This is a genomic window from Thalassotalea sp. ND16A (assembly GCF_000764205.1).
Classification (GTDB): domain Bacteria; phylum Pseudomonadota; class Gammaproteobacteria; order Enterobacterales; family Alteromonadaceae; genus Thalassotalea_A.
In genome coordinates this window covers 1-15,130 of sequence record NZ_JQDZ01000009.1, presented here as the reverse complement: position 1 = coordinate 15,130, position 15,130 = coordinate 1, and the positions used below count along the sequence as shown (strand labels likewise).

Below are 15,130 nucleotides of genomic sequence, written 5' to 3'. Positions count from 1 at the left end.
TTATGGTTCGCTTTTTAGTATCAATACTATTGGGCGTTGCTGTAACCTTTGGCTTGTTTGTCTTTATGGCATTCTTGATTTCTGGTGGTGCAAAGCGTAATGTTGATGATCAAGATAAGATCATTATTGATATCGTTTCTACGCCACCTAAGTCGAATGTACAACAACGCAAACGTGTGCCACCACCACCACCACCGCCGCCGAAAACTCCGCCGAAGCCTCAGGCTCCGACACCGGATGTTAGTAACGACAACGCAGGTATGACGTTTAACGTACCGGGTGTTGAGTTATCAGGCGCGTCGGCAGGTATGGAAGGACCAGGTGCAGGTTTTGGTCGCGACGGTGAAGCAACGCCAATCGTTCGTATTGAACCAAAATACCCAATTCAAGCAGCGCGAGACGGTAAAGAAGGTTGGGTGCAACTGAGTTTTACCATCAACTTAGTCGGTGGAGTTGAAGACGTAAAAATCATTAAAGCTCAACCAAAACGTATTTTTGATAAAGAAGCCAGACGTGCGCTTCGCAAGTGGAAATACAAACCTAAAATGGTTGATGGCAAACCGGTTATGCAACCAGGCATGACAGTACAACTTGACTTCAAGATGAACCAGGAAGGGGGAGCACAGTAATGTTAAAAAAACTTATCAGTTCTTCAATGATGGTTGCGTTTGTCGCTACGGCGACTCTACCTTTGGCAACCACAGCTAATGCAGCTGCGGCGTGCCCGAAGGAAGTGCCGAAGAAGAAAGCTCGTACTAAGATCGTTGGTCCATCGGTAGGTAAAAAAGTGGGTAAAGCTTTCACTGCCTATTCGGAAGATCGAGTTGATGATGCGATTACAATATTACTGGATATTGAAACCAGTAAAGAATATGACCGCGCGTATCTTGATCGCTTTATTGCAAATATGTATGCAATGAAAGGTGGTGATGATTCGAAAAAGGCACTTCCTTATCTGGAAAGTTCGGTAAAAAATAACGTTCTTAACGAGAAAGAGCATTCCGATACCATTAAATTATTGGCCGACTTGCAAATGCAGGAAAAGCAATATGAAAATGCGTTGACGAATTATCAGTCTTGGATGGATTTTACCTGTGAAGAAGACGCCAATACTTATGTAAAAATTGCCCAGGCTCATTATGAGTTAAAGCAATTGGATAAAATGATCAGCCCTGCCGATAAAGCAATCGGTTTGTTTAAAGAGCCGAATCAAAATCCATACATCTTAAAGTTAACGTCTTATTACGAACGTAAACAGTATCAACCAGCGGTTAAAGTACTTGAAGAAGTGTTGCAAATATTCCCTGAGAATAAGCAATGGTGGACGCAATTAGGCATGTTCTACATGTTAGTTGAAGACTACACCAAAGCACTTTACACCTTAGATTTAGCTTACAAGCAAGGTTACCTGACCAAGGAGTCAGAAATTAAAACCCTTGCGAATTTATATGCCACCAATGATGTGCCGTATAAATCAGCTATGTTGCTGGAAAAGTACATCGATAGTGGTTTGATTGCGCGTACAGATACCAACCTTTACACCATGGCAAATGCCTTTCATGCCTCGCAAGAGATTGAAAACGCAGCTAAATACTTTGGTGAAACGGCGAAACTGTCTAACAATCCAAAACATTACCGCCGTCAAGGAATGTTGTTACAGCAATCTGAGCAGTACAATGCCGCTACAGTTGCGCTGCAAAAAGCAATTGACTTAGGTATCGAAAACCCGGGTCGTGTTTATATGACCTTGGCTGAAGCTTACTTCTACCAGGAAAAATATAAACAAGCGACGGTTGCGATTAAAAAAGCACAAGCAGATCCTAAAACGAAAAAAGCCGCGCGTGCGTGGGCTTCTTACATCAGAGACACTGCTGAACGTAAGAAAAAGATTTAGTCTTTCGCTTTTTATAGCATCAATAAAAAACCAGCTTAAGGCTGGTTTTTTTATTTTCAGAGGACAGTTAACTAAGCTCGTTGTGAAGCAAGGAGGTCCCGACCTGCGTCGGAATGACGTGGCTTAAATTAATAAAAATTGTTGAATTGACCACTAAATTAGTAAAAATATCTTTCGAATAATCATATATTTATAGAAAAAGTACTCCGTCATCCCGTGCTTGCCACGGGACCTCCGAAATTCAAAATGTGCTTCGATAACATATCAAGTTTAATCGTAAAAAAAAGGAGCCTGCGGCTCCTTTGGGTATGTTCTCTAGTTTATCGATAAACGAAAACTATGGTCTCGTATCGATACTCACATTCAAGTCTTTCAACACACCATCATGTAAATTATAAACAAAACCATGAATGGTTATTTCCTGATTTGCATTCCAGGCTTTGATCAATGTCGTGGTATTGGCCACATTGGCAACTTGTTCCACCACATTTAGCTCACACAATCTATCGGTTAACTCTTGCCCGGATAATTTATTCAATTCGTCTTTATTGAAACGGTAGACGTCATTGATGTGACGGAGCCAATTATCAATCAAACCATGTTGCTGGTCATCGAGGGAAGCTGCTACGCCACCACAGCCAAAGTGGCCACAAACGATGATATGCTTCACTTTTAATACTTCAACGGCGTATTGTATCACTGACAGGCAATTAAGGTCGGTATGAACTACCTGATTGGCAATATTTCGGTGTACAAATATCTCACCGGGGGCCAATCCAAGTAACTGGTTCGCCGGTACTCTGGAATCGGAACAACCAATCCATAAATATTCAGGGGACTGTTGTTTGGCAAGTTTATCAAAAAAGCCTGGTTGTTCTTGATTTACTTTTTCTGACCACACCTTATTATTTTCAAATAAATGCTCTAATGACGCCATATGTTATATTGCTCAATTAAACTGAATGTTAATCGATATTGTCATTAAATCTAATGATTATGTAAAGCAGTTTTCCATGATAAAATGATGTCAAATCATTTTATCTTCTTAAAGGGATGGATAATGGCCAGAGCAGCACACGCACTTCATATTTTAGTAAAGCATAAGACACTAGCTGAAGATATTTTGACACAGCTTAACAAAGGAGCAAAATTTCAAACGTTAGCGAAAAAATATTCCACTTGTCCCTCAGGGAAAAAAGGCGGAGATCTTGGTGAATTTAAGAAGGGGCAGATGGTTGTCCAATTTGATAAATTCGTGTTTAGCGGTGAAATTTTGACGCCAACTATCGTGAAAACCAAATTTGGCTATCATATTATCAAAACGTTATATCGAACGTAGGGATCAGAAGCGAGAGACATCCCTGAAGTATGCACATTAATGGAAAATAAGCACCGTCATTCCGTGATGTTGTTGTGCGGAACCCCCTCCAGTTTTAAGGTGGTTTTATTAAAGGCTCATTATGAATTTAGGAGGTCCCACCCAAAAGCACGGTGGGATGACGGTGTGTTATTTCTTATATCGTGTAGGGCTGCTGTTCGCTCTATATAATCTTGGCCCTGAAGTTTATTCCTTGTCTTTCTTATCTTGTTCTCTGTTGCGTTGGTTTATTTTTTCCAGTTGTTGTTTTGATAAATTAAATTTTTTCGCGCTTTTATAAAGCAGATAAATGCCACTGACAATAAACATTAATACTGTAGCAATGATTAACCAGATTGTTGTTGTCATAATTTACCTTATATGTTCTTGTGGCTACGGGCTACGGGCTACGGGCTACGGGCTAAAAAACAGCTGCCAGTAGCTCGAAGCCCGCTACTCGTGGCTTTTCCTTAACTTGCCGCTTTCATTTCGCGCACAAACTTAGCCAAATCATTGAGCATTGCATCTTCGTCATCAAGATTGATTTCAATAATTTTAACTACTGCACTACCACTAATCGCCCCCTCAGCACCATTTTCCATCGCTTCAGAGACTTGTTTCGGGCTGGAAATACCAAAGCCTAGTACTGGTGCCGGGGCATCGTATTGGCGTAAGGTATTAATTAATTCAGCGCCGGGCATATTGGCTTTCACTTCTGTGCCAGTCACCCCGGCGCGACTCAGCACATAGGTATAACCCTGGCCGTGCGCAGCAACTTTTTTCAAAGTGTCAGTTGATGCATTTGGTGGGGCAATAAATATTGGCGCCACATCATGTTTTAGTGCTGCCTGTTCAAACTTTTCACTTTCGCGCATCGGCACATCGGCGATCAGTACTGAATCAACACCAGCCGCTTTCATATCGCCATAAAACTTATCCAGTCCTCGGGCAAACACTAAATTGGCGTACAGTAATAAGCCGATAGGAATGCTGCTATTATACGCTCGGATTTCTTTGAGAATATCAATACAAACATCAGTGTTAATATCCGCATCCAAGGCACGTTTGGCTGCCATTTGAATGGTAACACCATCGGCGCTTGGGTCAGAGAACGGTATGCCAAGCTCTAATGCATCGGCACCGTTATCAATTAAGGTTTTGATGACCTTGATTGATTGCTCTTTATTGGGATCGCCAATGGTAACAAATGGAATAAATGCCCCTTGCTGCTTGTCGGCGAGACTGGCAAAACATTCATTGTAGCGCTGACCGGCAGTCGATGTTGTGGCTGTAAAAGTGCTAGACATTATTTGTTCTCCCGGTAGTTTTCACCACTTAAAATACTATGAACATGAGTTAAATCTTTATCGCCTCGGCCTGATAAATTCACCAGTATTACCGTCTCGATAGTTGCGGATTCGGCAATCTTTAACGCATGCGCTAAAGCATGCGATGATTCAAGCGCTGGAATGATCCCTTCAGTCCTAGACAGAGTTTGAAAAGCATCCAGGGCTTCATCATCATTAATTGCGACATAAGTGGCGCGACCAATCTCTTTCAACAGCGAATGCTGTGGGCCCACGCCCGGATAATCAAGCCCTGCAGATACAGAGTATGACTCTTCAATTTGGCCATATTTGTCTTGCATGATGTAAGTGTAGGCGCCGTGCAGCATACCTTTGCTGCCGGCAACTAAAGTCGCACCATGTTGTGCTGTGTCTATGCCTTTACCTCCGGCTTCAACGCCAATGAGCTTAACCTCAGTATCATTGATAAAATCATGGAACATGCCAATGGCATTAGAGCCACCACCAACACAAGCGACTACGTAATCGGGAAGACTGCCTTGCTCTGCTAAAATTTGAGCTTTCGCTTCAATACCGATCATCTTTTGATATTCCCTTACTATCGTTGGGAACGGATGCGGCCCTGCAGCTGTACCTAACAAATAATGAGCCTTGTCATAATTTGCCGACCAGTCGCGCAATGCTTCATTTACCGCATCTTTTAACGTACCAGAGCCAGCGGTCACTGGTATCACTTCTGCACCCATTAATTCCATTCGGAACACGTTAGGTTGTTGGCGCTCACAATCTACCTTACCCATGTAAACCCGGCATTTTAAGCCGAGCAGGGCACAGGCTATTGCGGTCGCAACACCGTGCTGGCCAGCACCGGTTTCGGCGATGATTTCAGTTTTGCCCATTTTCTTTGCCAGCAGCGCCTGACCAAGAACCTGATTGGTTTTATGGGCTCCGCCGTGTAGTAAGTCTTCACGTTTTAAATAAATCTTTGCCAGCGGATTATCGACAATATTTCGACATAAGGTCAGTGGTGTTGGTCGACCGGCAAAGGAGTTGAGCAGTTTGTTAAATTCAGCCTGAAACGCTTCGTCGCTCTGTGAGTCGATAAACGCCGCTTCTAATTGCTCTAACGCTGGCACCAATAATTCGCTGACATACATGCCACCAAATTCGCCAAAATAGGGATCTAATGTGTGTTGAGTTGTTTGAGTCATGATACGACTGCCTCGTTAATAACGTCTGATAAGCGCGAACGCTTGTGTAAGTTTCTGATGATCTTTAATGCCTGGCGCGCTTTCAACGCCGGAATTAAGATCCAGACCCGATAAATCCAGGTCGTTGCATAATAGTTGTGCGCTAGCAATATTGTCTGTTGATAAGCCGCCGGCAAGCATCGCTTTGCTAAGATCTTGCTGACTTTGCTCTAACAATTGCCAGTTAAAGGCTTCGCCACTACCGCCTTGTTTGGCATCGAGCAAGATGCTATCGGCGACATCGCTAAACGGTGGAATGCTGTCATTCACACTTACCGCTTTCACGATTGCGCAACTCGATGACAAGTGCTCTCGTAGCTCAGCAATATAACTGTCAGATTCGCTACCATGCAATTGTACTACATCAAGGGCTAAGTGATTGGCAATGTTGGCAACTTCACTAAGGCTTTGATCTTTAAAGACACCGACAAAGTTGATTCCGGCAATAGGCGAGTCAAAAATTTCATCTTTAATGCGTCTTGCCTGTTCAAAACTGATACAACGTGGTGATTTTTCGGCAAAGATCAAGCCGGCATAAATCGCACCGGCATCAATCACGGCACTAATGTCGGCAACAGACGTTAAACCGCAAACTTTATTAGTGCCATAGATCAACTCACGACAAGCAAGGTCAATATCATCTTTTGCCATCACTGAGCTGCCCACTAGAAAACCGTCTACCGCAGGCGCTAATTCTCTTACCTGCTTATTGGTATAAATCCCCGATTCGGAAATAATTAACCTATCATCCGGGATCATCGGTGCTAATTCGAAGGTGCGGGTTAAATCGGTGGAAAGATCGCGCAAATTTCGGTTGTTAATGCCAATTAATTTGGCGTCAAGGGCAATCGCTCGCTCCGTTTCTGCAACGTTCGAGACTTCCGTTAAAATGGCCATGTTATAGCTTTTTGCTACTTTCGCCAGCGCGTTATATTCCTCATCGGATAACACACTTAACATCAGTAAAATTGCATCGGCACCATAATAACGGCCCAAATGTATTTGGTATTCATCGATAAAAAAGTCTTTATTCAGTACCGGGCAGTCCACCATGTCACTCACCGTTTTTAAATAGTCGTGACAACCTTGAAAGTATTTCGCATCGGTGAGCACCGAAATGGCACTGGCGTACTTACTATATACACCGGCAATGTCAGTCACATCAAACACTTCTCTGATCAAGCCCTTCGACGGTGAAGCTTTTTTACACTCTAAAATAAAACCGGCATTTTCCTCAGCCAGGGCTTTATACATATCTTTACTGGTAGGTTGTAGCTGATCAATAAAATTTGCTAAAGGTAACTCTTGCTTCAGCTGAACAAGCTCAATGCGTTTATCTGCGACAATTTTCTCTAAAATATTTTTCTCTATCGTATTAGTCATTACTACTCTCAACCCCATTACTGATTGCAACCATTGCCTTTAACGTTTCTGCTGCTTGCCCCGATTTTAACACTAATTGTACTTGTTTTGTGGCATCAATCAGGTTTTTAGCCTTGCCAGCTAAATATAATAAGGCCGCCGTGTTTATCGTTACCGCATCAATATGCGCGGGTTCACCACCACCTTGTAAAATTGCTAGCGAGTAGGCCGCATTTTGCTCAGGTGTGCCACCTTTGATGCTTTCTAAAACATGAGTGGCTAAACCAAAATCTTCCGGTTTTACCGTCTTTTCAATTAATCTATCGCCATCAATTTCGATAATTTGGCTGCTGCCATGAATCGCGACCTCATCCAGGCCACTACCATGCACCACCCAGGCACGCTGAACACCGGTAAGTTGCAATGCTTTGGCTATCGGCATCAACAATTCTGTCGTATAAACTCCCAATAACATAACTTTAGGTGCTGCCGGGTTAACCAATGGACCAAGAATATTAAACAGGGTTCTCACTCCCATTGCCGCCCGAACGGGGGCGGCGTGTTTAAAGCCGAGATGATAATTAGGTGCAAACAAAAAACACGCGCCACTTTGTGCAATACTTTTTGCCGCCGTCTGAGGTGACATCATTAAATTGACGCCAAAGGCTTCGAGTAAATCGGCAGAGCCAGATTTGCTGGAAACGCTACGATTGCCATGTTTGGCAACCTTGAGACCACAAGCGCCAGCAACAATTGCTGCCGTCGTTGATATATTAATGGTGCTGTGACCATCGCCGCCGGTGCCAACGCAATCAACCAGCATTTCATCGGTTGCTGGAAATGCTTTTGCTGCATTTCTTATTGCCACGGCGGCGCCTGCTATCTCATCAGGCGTTTCGCCCTTTATTTTTAACGCGGTTAACACACTGGCTAGTAATGCCGGCTCTATTTCGCCTTGCACTACTTTACTGAAAAAATCTTCGGTTTGGCTTTGGCTTAAATCCTTACCGTCGAGCAGTTGTTGCAATACATGGTTCATCTTAAATGTCCTTTTCAATTGATGGTTGTGCCAGCAAATAGTCAAAGCTTTGCTTGATCAGCAAACTGCCTTTGGAGGTGAGTAATGACTCAGGATGAAATTGAAAGCCCAATACTTTATCTTGCTCATGGGCAATTGCCATCGGCAGGTTTTGGTAATGAGCTATCATCTCCAGATCATCAGGCATGATAGTCGCGACCAATGAGTGGTACCGGGCCACGGGTAAAGGCGAGGGTAAGTTTTGAAAAGCTCCTGTTCCGCGGTGCTCAATCAAAGATGCCTTGCCATGGACGATTTCACCGGCTCTATCTACCTTACCGCCATAATGTTCAACCAAGGCCTGATGACCTAAACAAATACCAAAAATAGGGTAGTGGCCTAAACTCAGTCTAATTAGCTCCATCAAACTGCCTGCGCTTCTTGGTTCGCCAGGCCCGGGGGACAAAACTAAGATCACCGGCGCGGTTTCTTGCTGCATTTTGTTAAAAATGAATTCCGCCGAAACGGTATTGCGATAGATGATTGGCTCAAAACCTAAGCTTTTAAATTCATCCACCAGGTTATAGGTAAATGAGTCGAGGTTATCTAACATGTAAAGTTTGGTGTTCGATTTAGCTGTCATGGTGCATCTCCTTTGCCGCCGAATTGGCATTGGCAATTTGTACAGCCTTGATCACCGCTTGCGCTTTTTGTCGGGTTTCATCGGCTTCAGCCTGCGGATTAGAGTCATAAACAACCCCGGCACCGGCTTGTATATAAGCGATGTTATCTTTTACAAAGGCAGAACGAATGACGATACAGCTATCCATGTCGCCCTGGCCAGTGATATAACCCACCGCGCCACCATAACTGCCACGACGTTTGCCTTCAATATTGCGGATAAGCTCTGTCGCTTTTACTTTTGGTGCGCCTGACAGAGTACCCATATTCATACATGCCTGATACGCGTGTAAGGCATCCAATTTATCCGCCAACGTACCGATGACGCGAGAGACTAAATGCATAACATGCGAATATCTATCGACTTTTAACAACTCGGCCACGTGGCGGGTGCCGCCCTTTGACACCCGGGCAATGTCGTTGCGTGCCAGGTCGACTAACATTAAGTGCTCCGCTTTTTCTTTTTCATCGTTTCTCAGTTCGAGCTCAATTCGACCATCAAGGTCGGCAGAATATATTCCGGCTTCATTAAACCCCCGTGGCCTGGTTCCGGCGATAGGATAAATTTCAACTTGTCGATTGCTGGCCGAAAATTTTAACGCCGATTCAGGTGATGCGCCAAATAATGAAAAATCATCATCCTTTAAATAAAACATGTAAGGACTGGGGTTGGTTAATTTTAATGCCTGATAGGCGTCTAAATCGTCTTTACAATCAATAGCAAAGGTACGCGAAGGCACCACTTGAAAAATATCACCGGCGCGAATGTGCTCTTTTAGTTGCTCGACTTGCTGGCAAAACTGCTGATCGGAAATATTGACCTGGACTTCAGCTTCAAGGCGTTGTTGTAAATCGAGTGTTTTGCTGGTTAATTGTTGCTGACAGACCTGCTCTAGGGCAATTAAACGCTGCGCAAGTTGCTGCTCAGCCAACGCTTGTTTTGGTCCGGAAAATATACTGGCCAGTATTTCGGTACTTTGTTGTTGATGATCAATAACGATCAATGTTTCGGCCAAATAATAAACATAATCCGGGCAACTATTTTCACTGTCTTCAACAGCAGGCAATTGCTCAGCTATGCCGATAAGATCAAAGGCAAAGGCGCCACCGATAAACACTGCAAAAGGATGTTTATCGTCAGTGTTAAGCGCTTGCAGTTCTCGAAGCACCTGCAGCGGATTAATCGTTAACAACCTTGATAATTCATCTTGTTCAACACTTTCTGGGTGAAATGTTAGGGTTAATGTGCTCTCGTTCGGCGCCGTAATAGTGACCGCCTGTTGGTAACTTTCTTGGGAAAATTGCTGTTGTAAATAGGCCAGGGCAGACTCACCGTTTATGGATTTGGCCCAGAGACTTACCGTATTGCCATTACACACTATTTTTAATGCGGTATCGGCCAGTAACAAACTTTTTAACGCTCGCTTGTCAGAAATTTCAGCCGATTCCAGCAATAATGAATTATTACTCTTGGCACTTAAGGTGCGATACAGTGCTAATGGATCTGCTTGATATTGAGTGCTTAACAACTGGCTTTTTACCGCCCCTAAACGTGTTGTTTGCACTTGCTGGTGATGAAGGTTTTCGTGGCTCATTTTTTTGCCCCTTCAGTGTTTCGTGTTGTCAAAGATTGTAGTGTAAAATTTGTGATATTTCTCATGGTTTGTCCTAATTTGTTTAACTTAAGTGTGTCATCCGGCGTAAAGTGGCTGCAGCCACCAGATAAACCATGCTTTTACGTGATTATTCAACATATTTTTCTCTATTTTAATGTCTCTAATGTCTTAATTTAACTACTTTAATAGTCTATTCAATCTCTTTCTGTTCTAAAACGAAAAAACCCGCCTGTTAAGTAAGCGGGTTTTTAGAATTTTTTGCTTAGCACAAAGTCCACAACCCACTATGTAAGGTTATGCCACCACCAAATATTGAATACAGCTGAAACGGTTGCTTGCGTAATGTTCATGGTAATTTGTTATTCACTTTGATTAATTAAGGTTAACTTCGTTGCCTAAGTATTATAAGAAACAATTATTAAGTACCAATTTAACACTTTAGCACGTAAAATAATGACTCTGCCTATAGGAAAACCCAAAATCGCAATGAAGTCAACTGATAACGCACAAATAAGTAGTAATAGTTACAATTCTATTCGAGTTGATTTCCATAGCCATACTAAATGCTCTGACGGCCATTTAACCCCTGCTGAATTAATCGACAGAGCCAGTAATTATCAGATTGAGCAGTTTGCCATTACTGATCACGATACCGTCGCCGGCGTAACCATCGCTGAGCAGCATATTCGTGACAATAATTTAAAGATAAGGTTAATTTCTGGCATAGAAATATCTAGCCTGTGGCAAAACTTTGAAATTCATATCGTTGGTTTAAATATGGATGTCCAGCATCCCGCGCTCACTTCATTAATTGCATCACAGCAACAAGCAAGAGAAGAGCGAGCGCATTTAATGGCGGAAAAGTTAACCAAAGCCGGTTTCGAAAATTGCTATGAAGATGCAAAGACGCTTGCTCAGGATGGCACCATCACGCGTGCCCATTTCGCCCGAGTTTTACATAATCGAGGCGTAGTTTCGACATTGCAAAAAGCCTTTGATAAATATATTGGTAAGGGCCAACGGGCCTATGTTAAGCCGCTATGGTGTTCTATCGAACATGCGATAGAGGTAATTAATGCCTCTGGTGGTTACAGCGTGATAGCACATCCGATGAAGTATGGTTTATCGACTAAATGGCTGCGCCGATTGATAGTTGATTTTAATGATGCTGGCGGGGATGCGATGGAAGTCGTATCTGCACAAATGAACCCCCAACAAAAGCTGTTATCGATTGAGCTATGTCAGCAATATGGCTTACAGGCATCGGTAGGGTCGGACTTTCATTATCCTAATCGATGGAGTGATCTAGGCAAAAACTTATCCGTTCCCGATAATTTGTCAGTAATATGGCAGCATTGGAATAAAAACCAGTGATCAGTGGGTACCAGTGATATGTGGCAATTAGCTTTCGTTTACCAACGGCGATAAAAATTAACGTACCAAGGAACTAAAATGAGCCAGTTTTTCTACATGCACCCTGATAACCCGCAACCCAGGTTATTAAAACAAGCGGTAACGATTATTCAGCAAGGTGGAGTGATTGTTTACCCGACAGATTCAGGCTACGCTCTAGGTTGTCATATTGGGGATAAAAAAGCATTGGACAGAATTTGTCGTATTCGTAATATCGATAAAAATCATAATTTCACTTTGATTTGTCGAGATTTGTCTGAGCTTTCGATTTATACACAAGTGGATAATAGCAACTTTCGTTTGTTAAAAAACAACACCCCAGGTGCTTACACTTTTATTTTTAAAGGTAGCAAAGAAGTACCGAAGCGATTATTAAATCCGAAAAAGAAAACCATAGGTATTCGCATTCCCGATAACAATATCCTAATGGCATTATTGGCAGAGTTGGGCGAGCCGTTAATGTCGACAACCTTGATATTGCCAGGCAACGATATGGCAGAATATGACCCGGAGATAATTCGTGATAACTTGGAAAAACAGGTGGATTTAATTTTAAATGGTGGCTATCTAGGTGAAAAACCCACCACAGTGATCGATTGCACCGAAGAAACCCCACAAGTGATCAGAGTCGGAGAGGGCGACCCCGCGCCTTTCACTTAAGCCGCGGGCAAGGGTAAAGCGTATATCAATAACAATATTATGAGTAACAGCACAACTAATAATGGCACCATGGTTCAGCAAGTACTGCCTCTGGCACTAGTGCATGGCGAAGCGGTTGTCGAAAAGCCGCAAGATTTATTCATCCCGCCCGATGCGTTGGAAATTATTCTGGAAGCATTTGAAGGACCGCTCGATCTATTGTTGTACCTTATTCGTAAGCAAAAATTTGATATTGTCGATTTGCCCGTTGCCGAAATTACCCGCCAATACATGGAGTACGTAGAGGTAATGAAAGACTTAAAACTCGAACTTGCCGCCGAATATCTGGTCATGGCGGCAATTTTGGCAGAAATCAAATCTCGTTTATTATTGCCGAAAACCGATGTTGAAGATGATGAGCATGATCCCCGCGCCGAACTTATCAGACGGTTGCAAGAGTATGAAGTTATCAAACATGCCGCCCAAAATTTGGATCAGTTGCCACGCATGGAACGTGATACTGTTCAGGCCAGTGCAAAATTGCCGGATAGTTTTAAACCGCGATTGGTACAAGCCGATGTTGATTTGCAAGAACTGGTGTTGGCAATGCAAGGTGTGCTCAAGCGGGTGGCTGCGTTTGAGCACCATCATATTCAACGGGAATATTTGTCTACCCGCGAAAGAATGAGCCATATTTTGAAGTTGTTGGCCGCCAGAGCGCGGCAACAGCAATATGCAGAATTCAGCGAACTGTTTGATGTCAAAGAGGGTAAGGCTGGCGTTGTGGTCACATTTTTAGCCATACTGGAATTGGTTAAAGAGTCATTAATAGAATGTTTGCAGATGCAAGTTTATGGTGACGTTCGAGTAAAACTATGCAAAAAATAACCGACGAAGAATTAAAGCCGTTAATCGAAGCGATGTTATTTGTTGCGCAAAGACCGCTATCGGTAAAGAATATTCAAGAAACCATGGCCGAACAGGTTAAATTGAGCAAAAAACGACTATTAGCTATGTTACAACAGCTGCAAAAAGATTATGATGCGCGCGGTGTTAGTTTAGTCGAAGTAGCCTCGGGTTACCGCTTTCAGGCAAAAGATCAATATAGCAATTTTATTGCCCTGTTATTTAAAGAAAAAGCGCCACGATATTCACGGGCTTTACTGGAAACACTGTCATTAATTGCTTATCGGCAACCGATCACTCGCGGCGAAATAGAAGATATTCGCGGAGTTGCGGTAAGTAGTTATATAATTAGAACATTACAGGAAAGAGATTGGATCCACGTTATTGGCCATAAAGAAGTGCCAGGCAAACCGGCATTATTTGCGACAACGACAGAGTTCCTCGATTATTTTTCCTTAAAATCACTGGCACAACTCCCCGAGTTGCTGAACGTGACCGAGCTCGACATCAACATTGACCCTGTTGATGCAGCATCACTTGCCGAGAAGGCAACGCAAACAGAATGAGTTTAATCAATGTCTGAAAAATTACAGAAAGTGCTAGCACGAGCGGGTAAAGGCTCGCGTCGTGAAATGGAAGTTGTTATTGGTGCCGGCCGCGTCAGTGTGGATGGCAAAGTGGCCTACCTTGGTGACCGCGTCGATGGCACTGAGCAAATTCGTATTGATGGTCATCCGGTAAAAATTGCTGACGCCGATGAGCAGCCTTGTCGTGTGTTGGTTTATAATAAGCCCGAAGGTGAGATGTGTACTCGCAAAGATCCAGAAGGTCGGCCCACGGTATTTGACCGACTTCCGCGCATCGATGGCAGCCGTTGGGTTGCCGTAGGCCGATTGGATATCAACACTTCTGGCATGTTAATTTTTACCAACGATGGTGAATTAGCGAACCGCTTGATGCACCCTTCACATGAAGTTGAACGCGAATATGCGGTACGTGTTTTTGGTGAAATTAATGAAGCTATGCTACAAACTTTACGTCATGGCGTTAAGCTTGAAGATGGCATGGCGAAATTTAACAAGATCACCTACAAAGGTGGTGAAGGCCGCAACCATTGGTTTCATGTGGTATTAACCGAAGGCCGAAACAGAGAAGTTCGCCGCCTTTGGGAAAGCCAGGACGTACAGGTTAGCAGACTTATTCGGGTACGTTATGGTGATTTGGCGATGGAACGTCGCCTGCCGCTTGGTGGTTGGATAGAACTGGGTTTAAAAGACGTCAATTACTATCGCAAGTTAGTGCAACTACCAGCAGAGACGAAATCGAAAGTGAAGGTCGATGAAAAGAAGATCGACAACACCAAGAGCCGAAAAATTCGAAAAAATGTGAAAAAACATCAACAACGGCAAGCGCAAGGCCAGCAGCAAGCCAGACGCAAAAGGAAGTAACATTTTTATTAACTAGAAAAGGAGCATTTTGCTCCTTTTCTCACAGAACTAGAAATCATTAACTTTGATTGACCTTGTATGGTGATGCCAGCCGTTGCTAAACACTATTCATCCGTTCTAAAACACTTACACAAACCTGATCATCAGGCTTTAGGTTATTTCTGCATTCAACGATACTGGTTGCATTTGCTAAGTAGCAAGCGCAGAGCCGTTATCTCCAGCAGCGTAGATTTCGGCTG

The 15,130-nt window shown here is 43.3% G+C and carries 16 protein-coding genes; 8 read left to right on the top strand and 8 right to left on the bottom strand.

Going from position 1 to position 15,130, the window contains the following annotated elements; all coding sequences use genetic code 11:
- The first annotated feature begins 2 nt into the window (after positions 1–2).
- Both ND16A_RS17580 and ND16A_RS17585 read left to right on the top strand, forming a co-directional pair.
- Positions 3–629 (top strand): energy transducer TonB, encoded by a 627-nt coding sequence (locus ND16A_RS17580; RefSeq protein ID WP_033075904.1) that lies wholly within the window; start codon positions 3–5, stop codon positions 627–629.
- Complete coding sequence (locus ND16A_RS17585; protein ID WP_033075903.1) at positions 629–1,894, top strand: tetratricopeptide repeat protein; 1,266 nt, start codon at positions 629–631, stop codon at positions 1,892–1,894. Before ND16A_RS17580 ends, ND16A_RS17585 begins: the two co-directional genes overlap by 1 nt.
- A 337-nt stretch (positions 1,895–2,231) precedes the next feature.
- Here the strand turns inward: ND16A_RS17585 and can are convergent, their stop codons facing one another.
- A complete protein-coding gene (gene can, locus ND16A_RS17590; RefSeq protein ID WP_033075902.1) occupies positions 2,232–2,831 on the bottom strand; it encodes a carbonate dehydratase in 600 nt (199 codons plus the stop codon).
- 123 nt (positions 2,832–2,954) lie between these two features.
- Between can and ppiC the strand changes: the two genes are divergently transcribed.
- A complete protein-coding gene (gene ppiC, locus ND16A_RS17595) occupies positions 2,955–3,233 on the top strand; it encodes a peptidylprolyl isomerase PpiC (protein WP_033075901.1) in 279 nt (92 codons plus the stop codon).
- A gap of 225 nt (positions 3,234–3,458) precedes the next feature.
- Here ppiC and ND16A_RS20495 read toward each other — a convergent pair whose 3' ends face one another.
- From ND16A_RS20495 to ND16A_RS17625, 7 genes are all read right to left on the bottom strand, one after another.
- Positions 3,459–3,620, bottom strand: coding sequence for a DUF2897 family protein (locus ND16A_RS20495; protein WP_081945414.1), 162 nt, complete (start codon positions 3,618–3,620; stop codon positions 3,459–3,461).
- A gap of 101 nt (positions 3,621–3,721) precedes the next feature.
- Positions 3,722–4,558, bottom strand: a complete 837-nt coding sequence (trpA, locus tag ND16A_RS17600; RefSeq protein WP_033075900.1) for a tryptophan synthase subunit alpha — start codon at positions 4,556–4,558, stop codon at positions 3,722–3,724.
- The gene (trpB, locus tag ND16A_RS17605; protein WP_033075899.1) at positions 4,558–5,769 is read right to left on the bottom strand and encodes a tryptophan synthase subunit beta; all 1,212 of its coding nucleotides are present in this window, start codon (positions 5,767–5,769) and stop codon (positions 4,558–4,560) included. The genes trpA and trpB overlap by 1 nt, the downstream gene beginning before the upstream one ends.
- A 15-nt stretch (positions 5,770–5,784) precedes the next feature.
- Positions 5,785–7,191, bottom strand: a complete 1,407-nt coding sequence (gene trpCF, locus ND16A_RS17610) for a bifunctional indole-3-glycerol-phosphate synthase TrpC/phosphoribosylanthranilate isomerase TrpF (RefSeq protein WP_033075898.1) — start codon at positions 7,189–7,191, stop codon at positions 5,785–5,787.
- Positions 7,184–8,209, bottom strand: coding sequence for an anthranilate phosphoribosyltransferase (trpD, locus tag ND16A_RS17615; RefSeq protein WP_033075897.1), 1,026 nt, complete (start codon positions 8,207–8,209; stop codon positions 7,184–7,186). The genes trpCF and trpD overlap by 8 nt, the downstream gene beginning before the upstream one ends.
- 1 nt (position 8,210) lies before the next feature.
- Positions 8,211–8,831 carry an aminodeoxychorismate/anthranilate synthase component II gene (locus tag ND16A_RS17620; protein WP_033075896.1) on the bottom strand — a complete coding sequence of 207 codons (621 nt, stop codon included), beginning with the start codon at positions 8,829–8,831 and terminating at the stop codon, positions 8,211–8,213.
- Complete coding sequence (locus tag ND16A_RS17625; RefSeq protein WP_033075895.1) at positions 8,821–10,464, bottom strand: anthranilate synthase component 1; 1,644 nt, start codon at positions 10,462–10,464, stop codon at positions 8,821–8,823. Before ND16A_RS17625 ends, ND16A_RS17620 begins: the two co-directional genes overlap by 11 nt.
- A 507-nt stretch (positions 10,465–10,971) precedes the next feature.
- On the opposite strand from ND16A_RS17625, the gene rnm reads away from it, so the two are divergent.
- The 5 genes from rnm (at position 10,972) to rluB (ending at position 14,891) form a co-directional block, all read left to right on the top strand.
- Positions 10,972–11,859, top strand: coding sequence for an RNase RNM (gene rnm, locus ND16A_RS17630; RefSeq protein ID WP_152593769.1), 888 nt, complete (start codon positions 10,972–10,974; stop codon positions 11,857–11,859).
- Positions 11,860–11,937: 78 nt separating this feature from the next.
- Positions 11,938–12,558: an L-threonylcarbamoyladenylate synthase gene (locus ND16A_RS17635; protein WP_033075894.1), complete on the top strand. Its 621-nt coding sequence runs from the start codon at positions 11,938–11,940 to the stop codon at positions 12,556–12,558.
- A gap of 39 nt (positions 12,559–12,597) precedes the next feature.
- The gene (locus ND16A_RS17640; RefSeq protein WP_033075893.1) at positions 12,598–13,425 is read left to right on the top strand and encodes a segregation and condensation protein A; all 828 of its coding nucleotides are present in this window, start codon (positions 12,598–12,600) and stop codon (positions 13,423–13,425) included.
- Positions 13,413–14,009 (top strand): SMC-Scp complex subunit ScpB, encoded by a 597-nt coding sequence (scpB, locus tag ND16A_RS20895; RefSeq protein ID WP_052072786.1) that lies wholly within the window; start codon positions 13,413–13,415, stop codon positions 14,007–14,009. Before ND16A_RS17640 ends, scpB begins: the two co-directional genes overlap by 13 nt.
- A gap of 9 nt (positions 14,010–14,018) precedes the next feature.
- The gene (rluB, locus tag ND16A_RS20890; protein ID WP_033075892.1) at positions 14,019–14,891 is read left to right on the top strand and encodes a 23S rRNA pseudouridine(2605) synthase RluB; all 873 of its coding nucleotides are present in this window, start codon (positions 14,019–14,021) and stop codon (positions 14,889–14,891) included.
- Positions 14,892–15,130 lie beyond the last annotated feature (239 nt).

Bases quoted from the DNA above. Each gene is read 5' to 3' on its own strand.
- trpA (WP_033075900.1), bottom strand. From the start codon at position 4,558: ATGTCTAGCACTTTTACAGCCACAACATCGACTGCCGGTCAGCGCTAC.
- ND16A_RS17580 (WP_033075904.1), top strand. From the start codon at position 3: ATGGTTCGCTTTTTAGTATCAATACTATTGGGCGTTGCTGTAACCTTT.
- rluB (WP_033075892.1), top strand. From the start codon at position 14,019: ATGTCTGAAAAATTACAGAAAGTGCTAGCACGAGCGGGTAAAGGCTCG.
- ppiC (WP_033075901.1), top strand. From the start codon at position 2,955: ATGGCCAGAGCAGCACACGCACTTCATATTTTAGTAAAGCATAAGACA.
- can (WP_033075902.1), bottom strand. From the start codon at position 2,831: ATGGCGTCATTAGAGCATTTATTTGAAAATAATAAGGTGTGGTCAGAA.
- ND16A_RS17635 (WP_033075894.1), top strand. From the start codon at position 11,938: ATGAGCCAGTTTTTCTACATGCACCCTGATAACCCGCAACCCAGGTTA.
- rnm (WP_152593769.1), top strand. From the start codon at position 10,972: ATGAAGTCAACTGATAACGCACAAATAAGTAGTAATAGTTACAATTCT.
- ND16A_RS17620 (WP_033075896.1), bottom strand. From the start codon at position 8,831: ATGACAGCTAAATCGAACACCAAACTTTACATGTTAGATAACCTCGAC.
- trpB (WP_033075899.1), bottom strand. From the start codon at position 5,769: ATGACTCAAACAACTCAACACACATTAGATCCCTATTTTGGCGAATTT.
- ND16A_RS20495 (WP_081945414.1), bottom strand. From the start codon at position 3,620: ATGACAACAACAATCTGGTTAATCATTGCTACAGTATTAATGTTTATT.
- scpB (WP_052072786.1), top strand. From the start codon at position 13,413: ATGCAAAAAATAACCGACGAAGAATTAAAGCCGTTAATCGAAGCGATG.
- ND16A_RS17625 (WP_033075895.1), bottom strand. From the start codon at position 10,464: ATGAGCCACGAAAACCTTCATCACCAGCAAGTGCAAACAACACGTTTA.
- ND16A_RS17585 (WP_033075903.1), top strand. From the start codon at position 629: ATGTTAAAAAAACTTATCAGTTCTTCAATGATGGTTGCGTTTGTCGCT.
- trpCF (WP_033075898.1), bottom strand. From the start codon at position 7,191: ATGACTAATACGATAGAGAAAAATATTTTAGAGAAAATTGTCGCAGAT.
- trpD (WP_033075897.1), bottom strand. From the start codon at position 8,209: ATGAACCATGTATTGCAACAACTGCTCGACGGTAAGGATTTAAGCCAA.
- ND16A_RS17640 (WP_033075893.1), top strand. From the start codon at position 12,598: ATGAGTAACAGCACAACTAATAATGGCACCATGGTTCAGCAAGTACTG.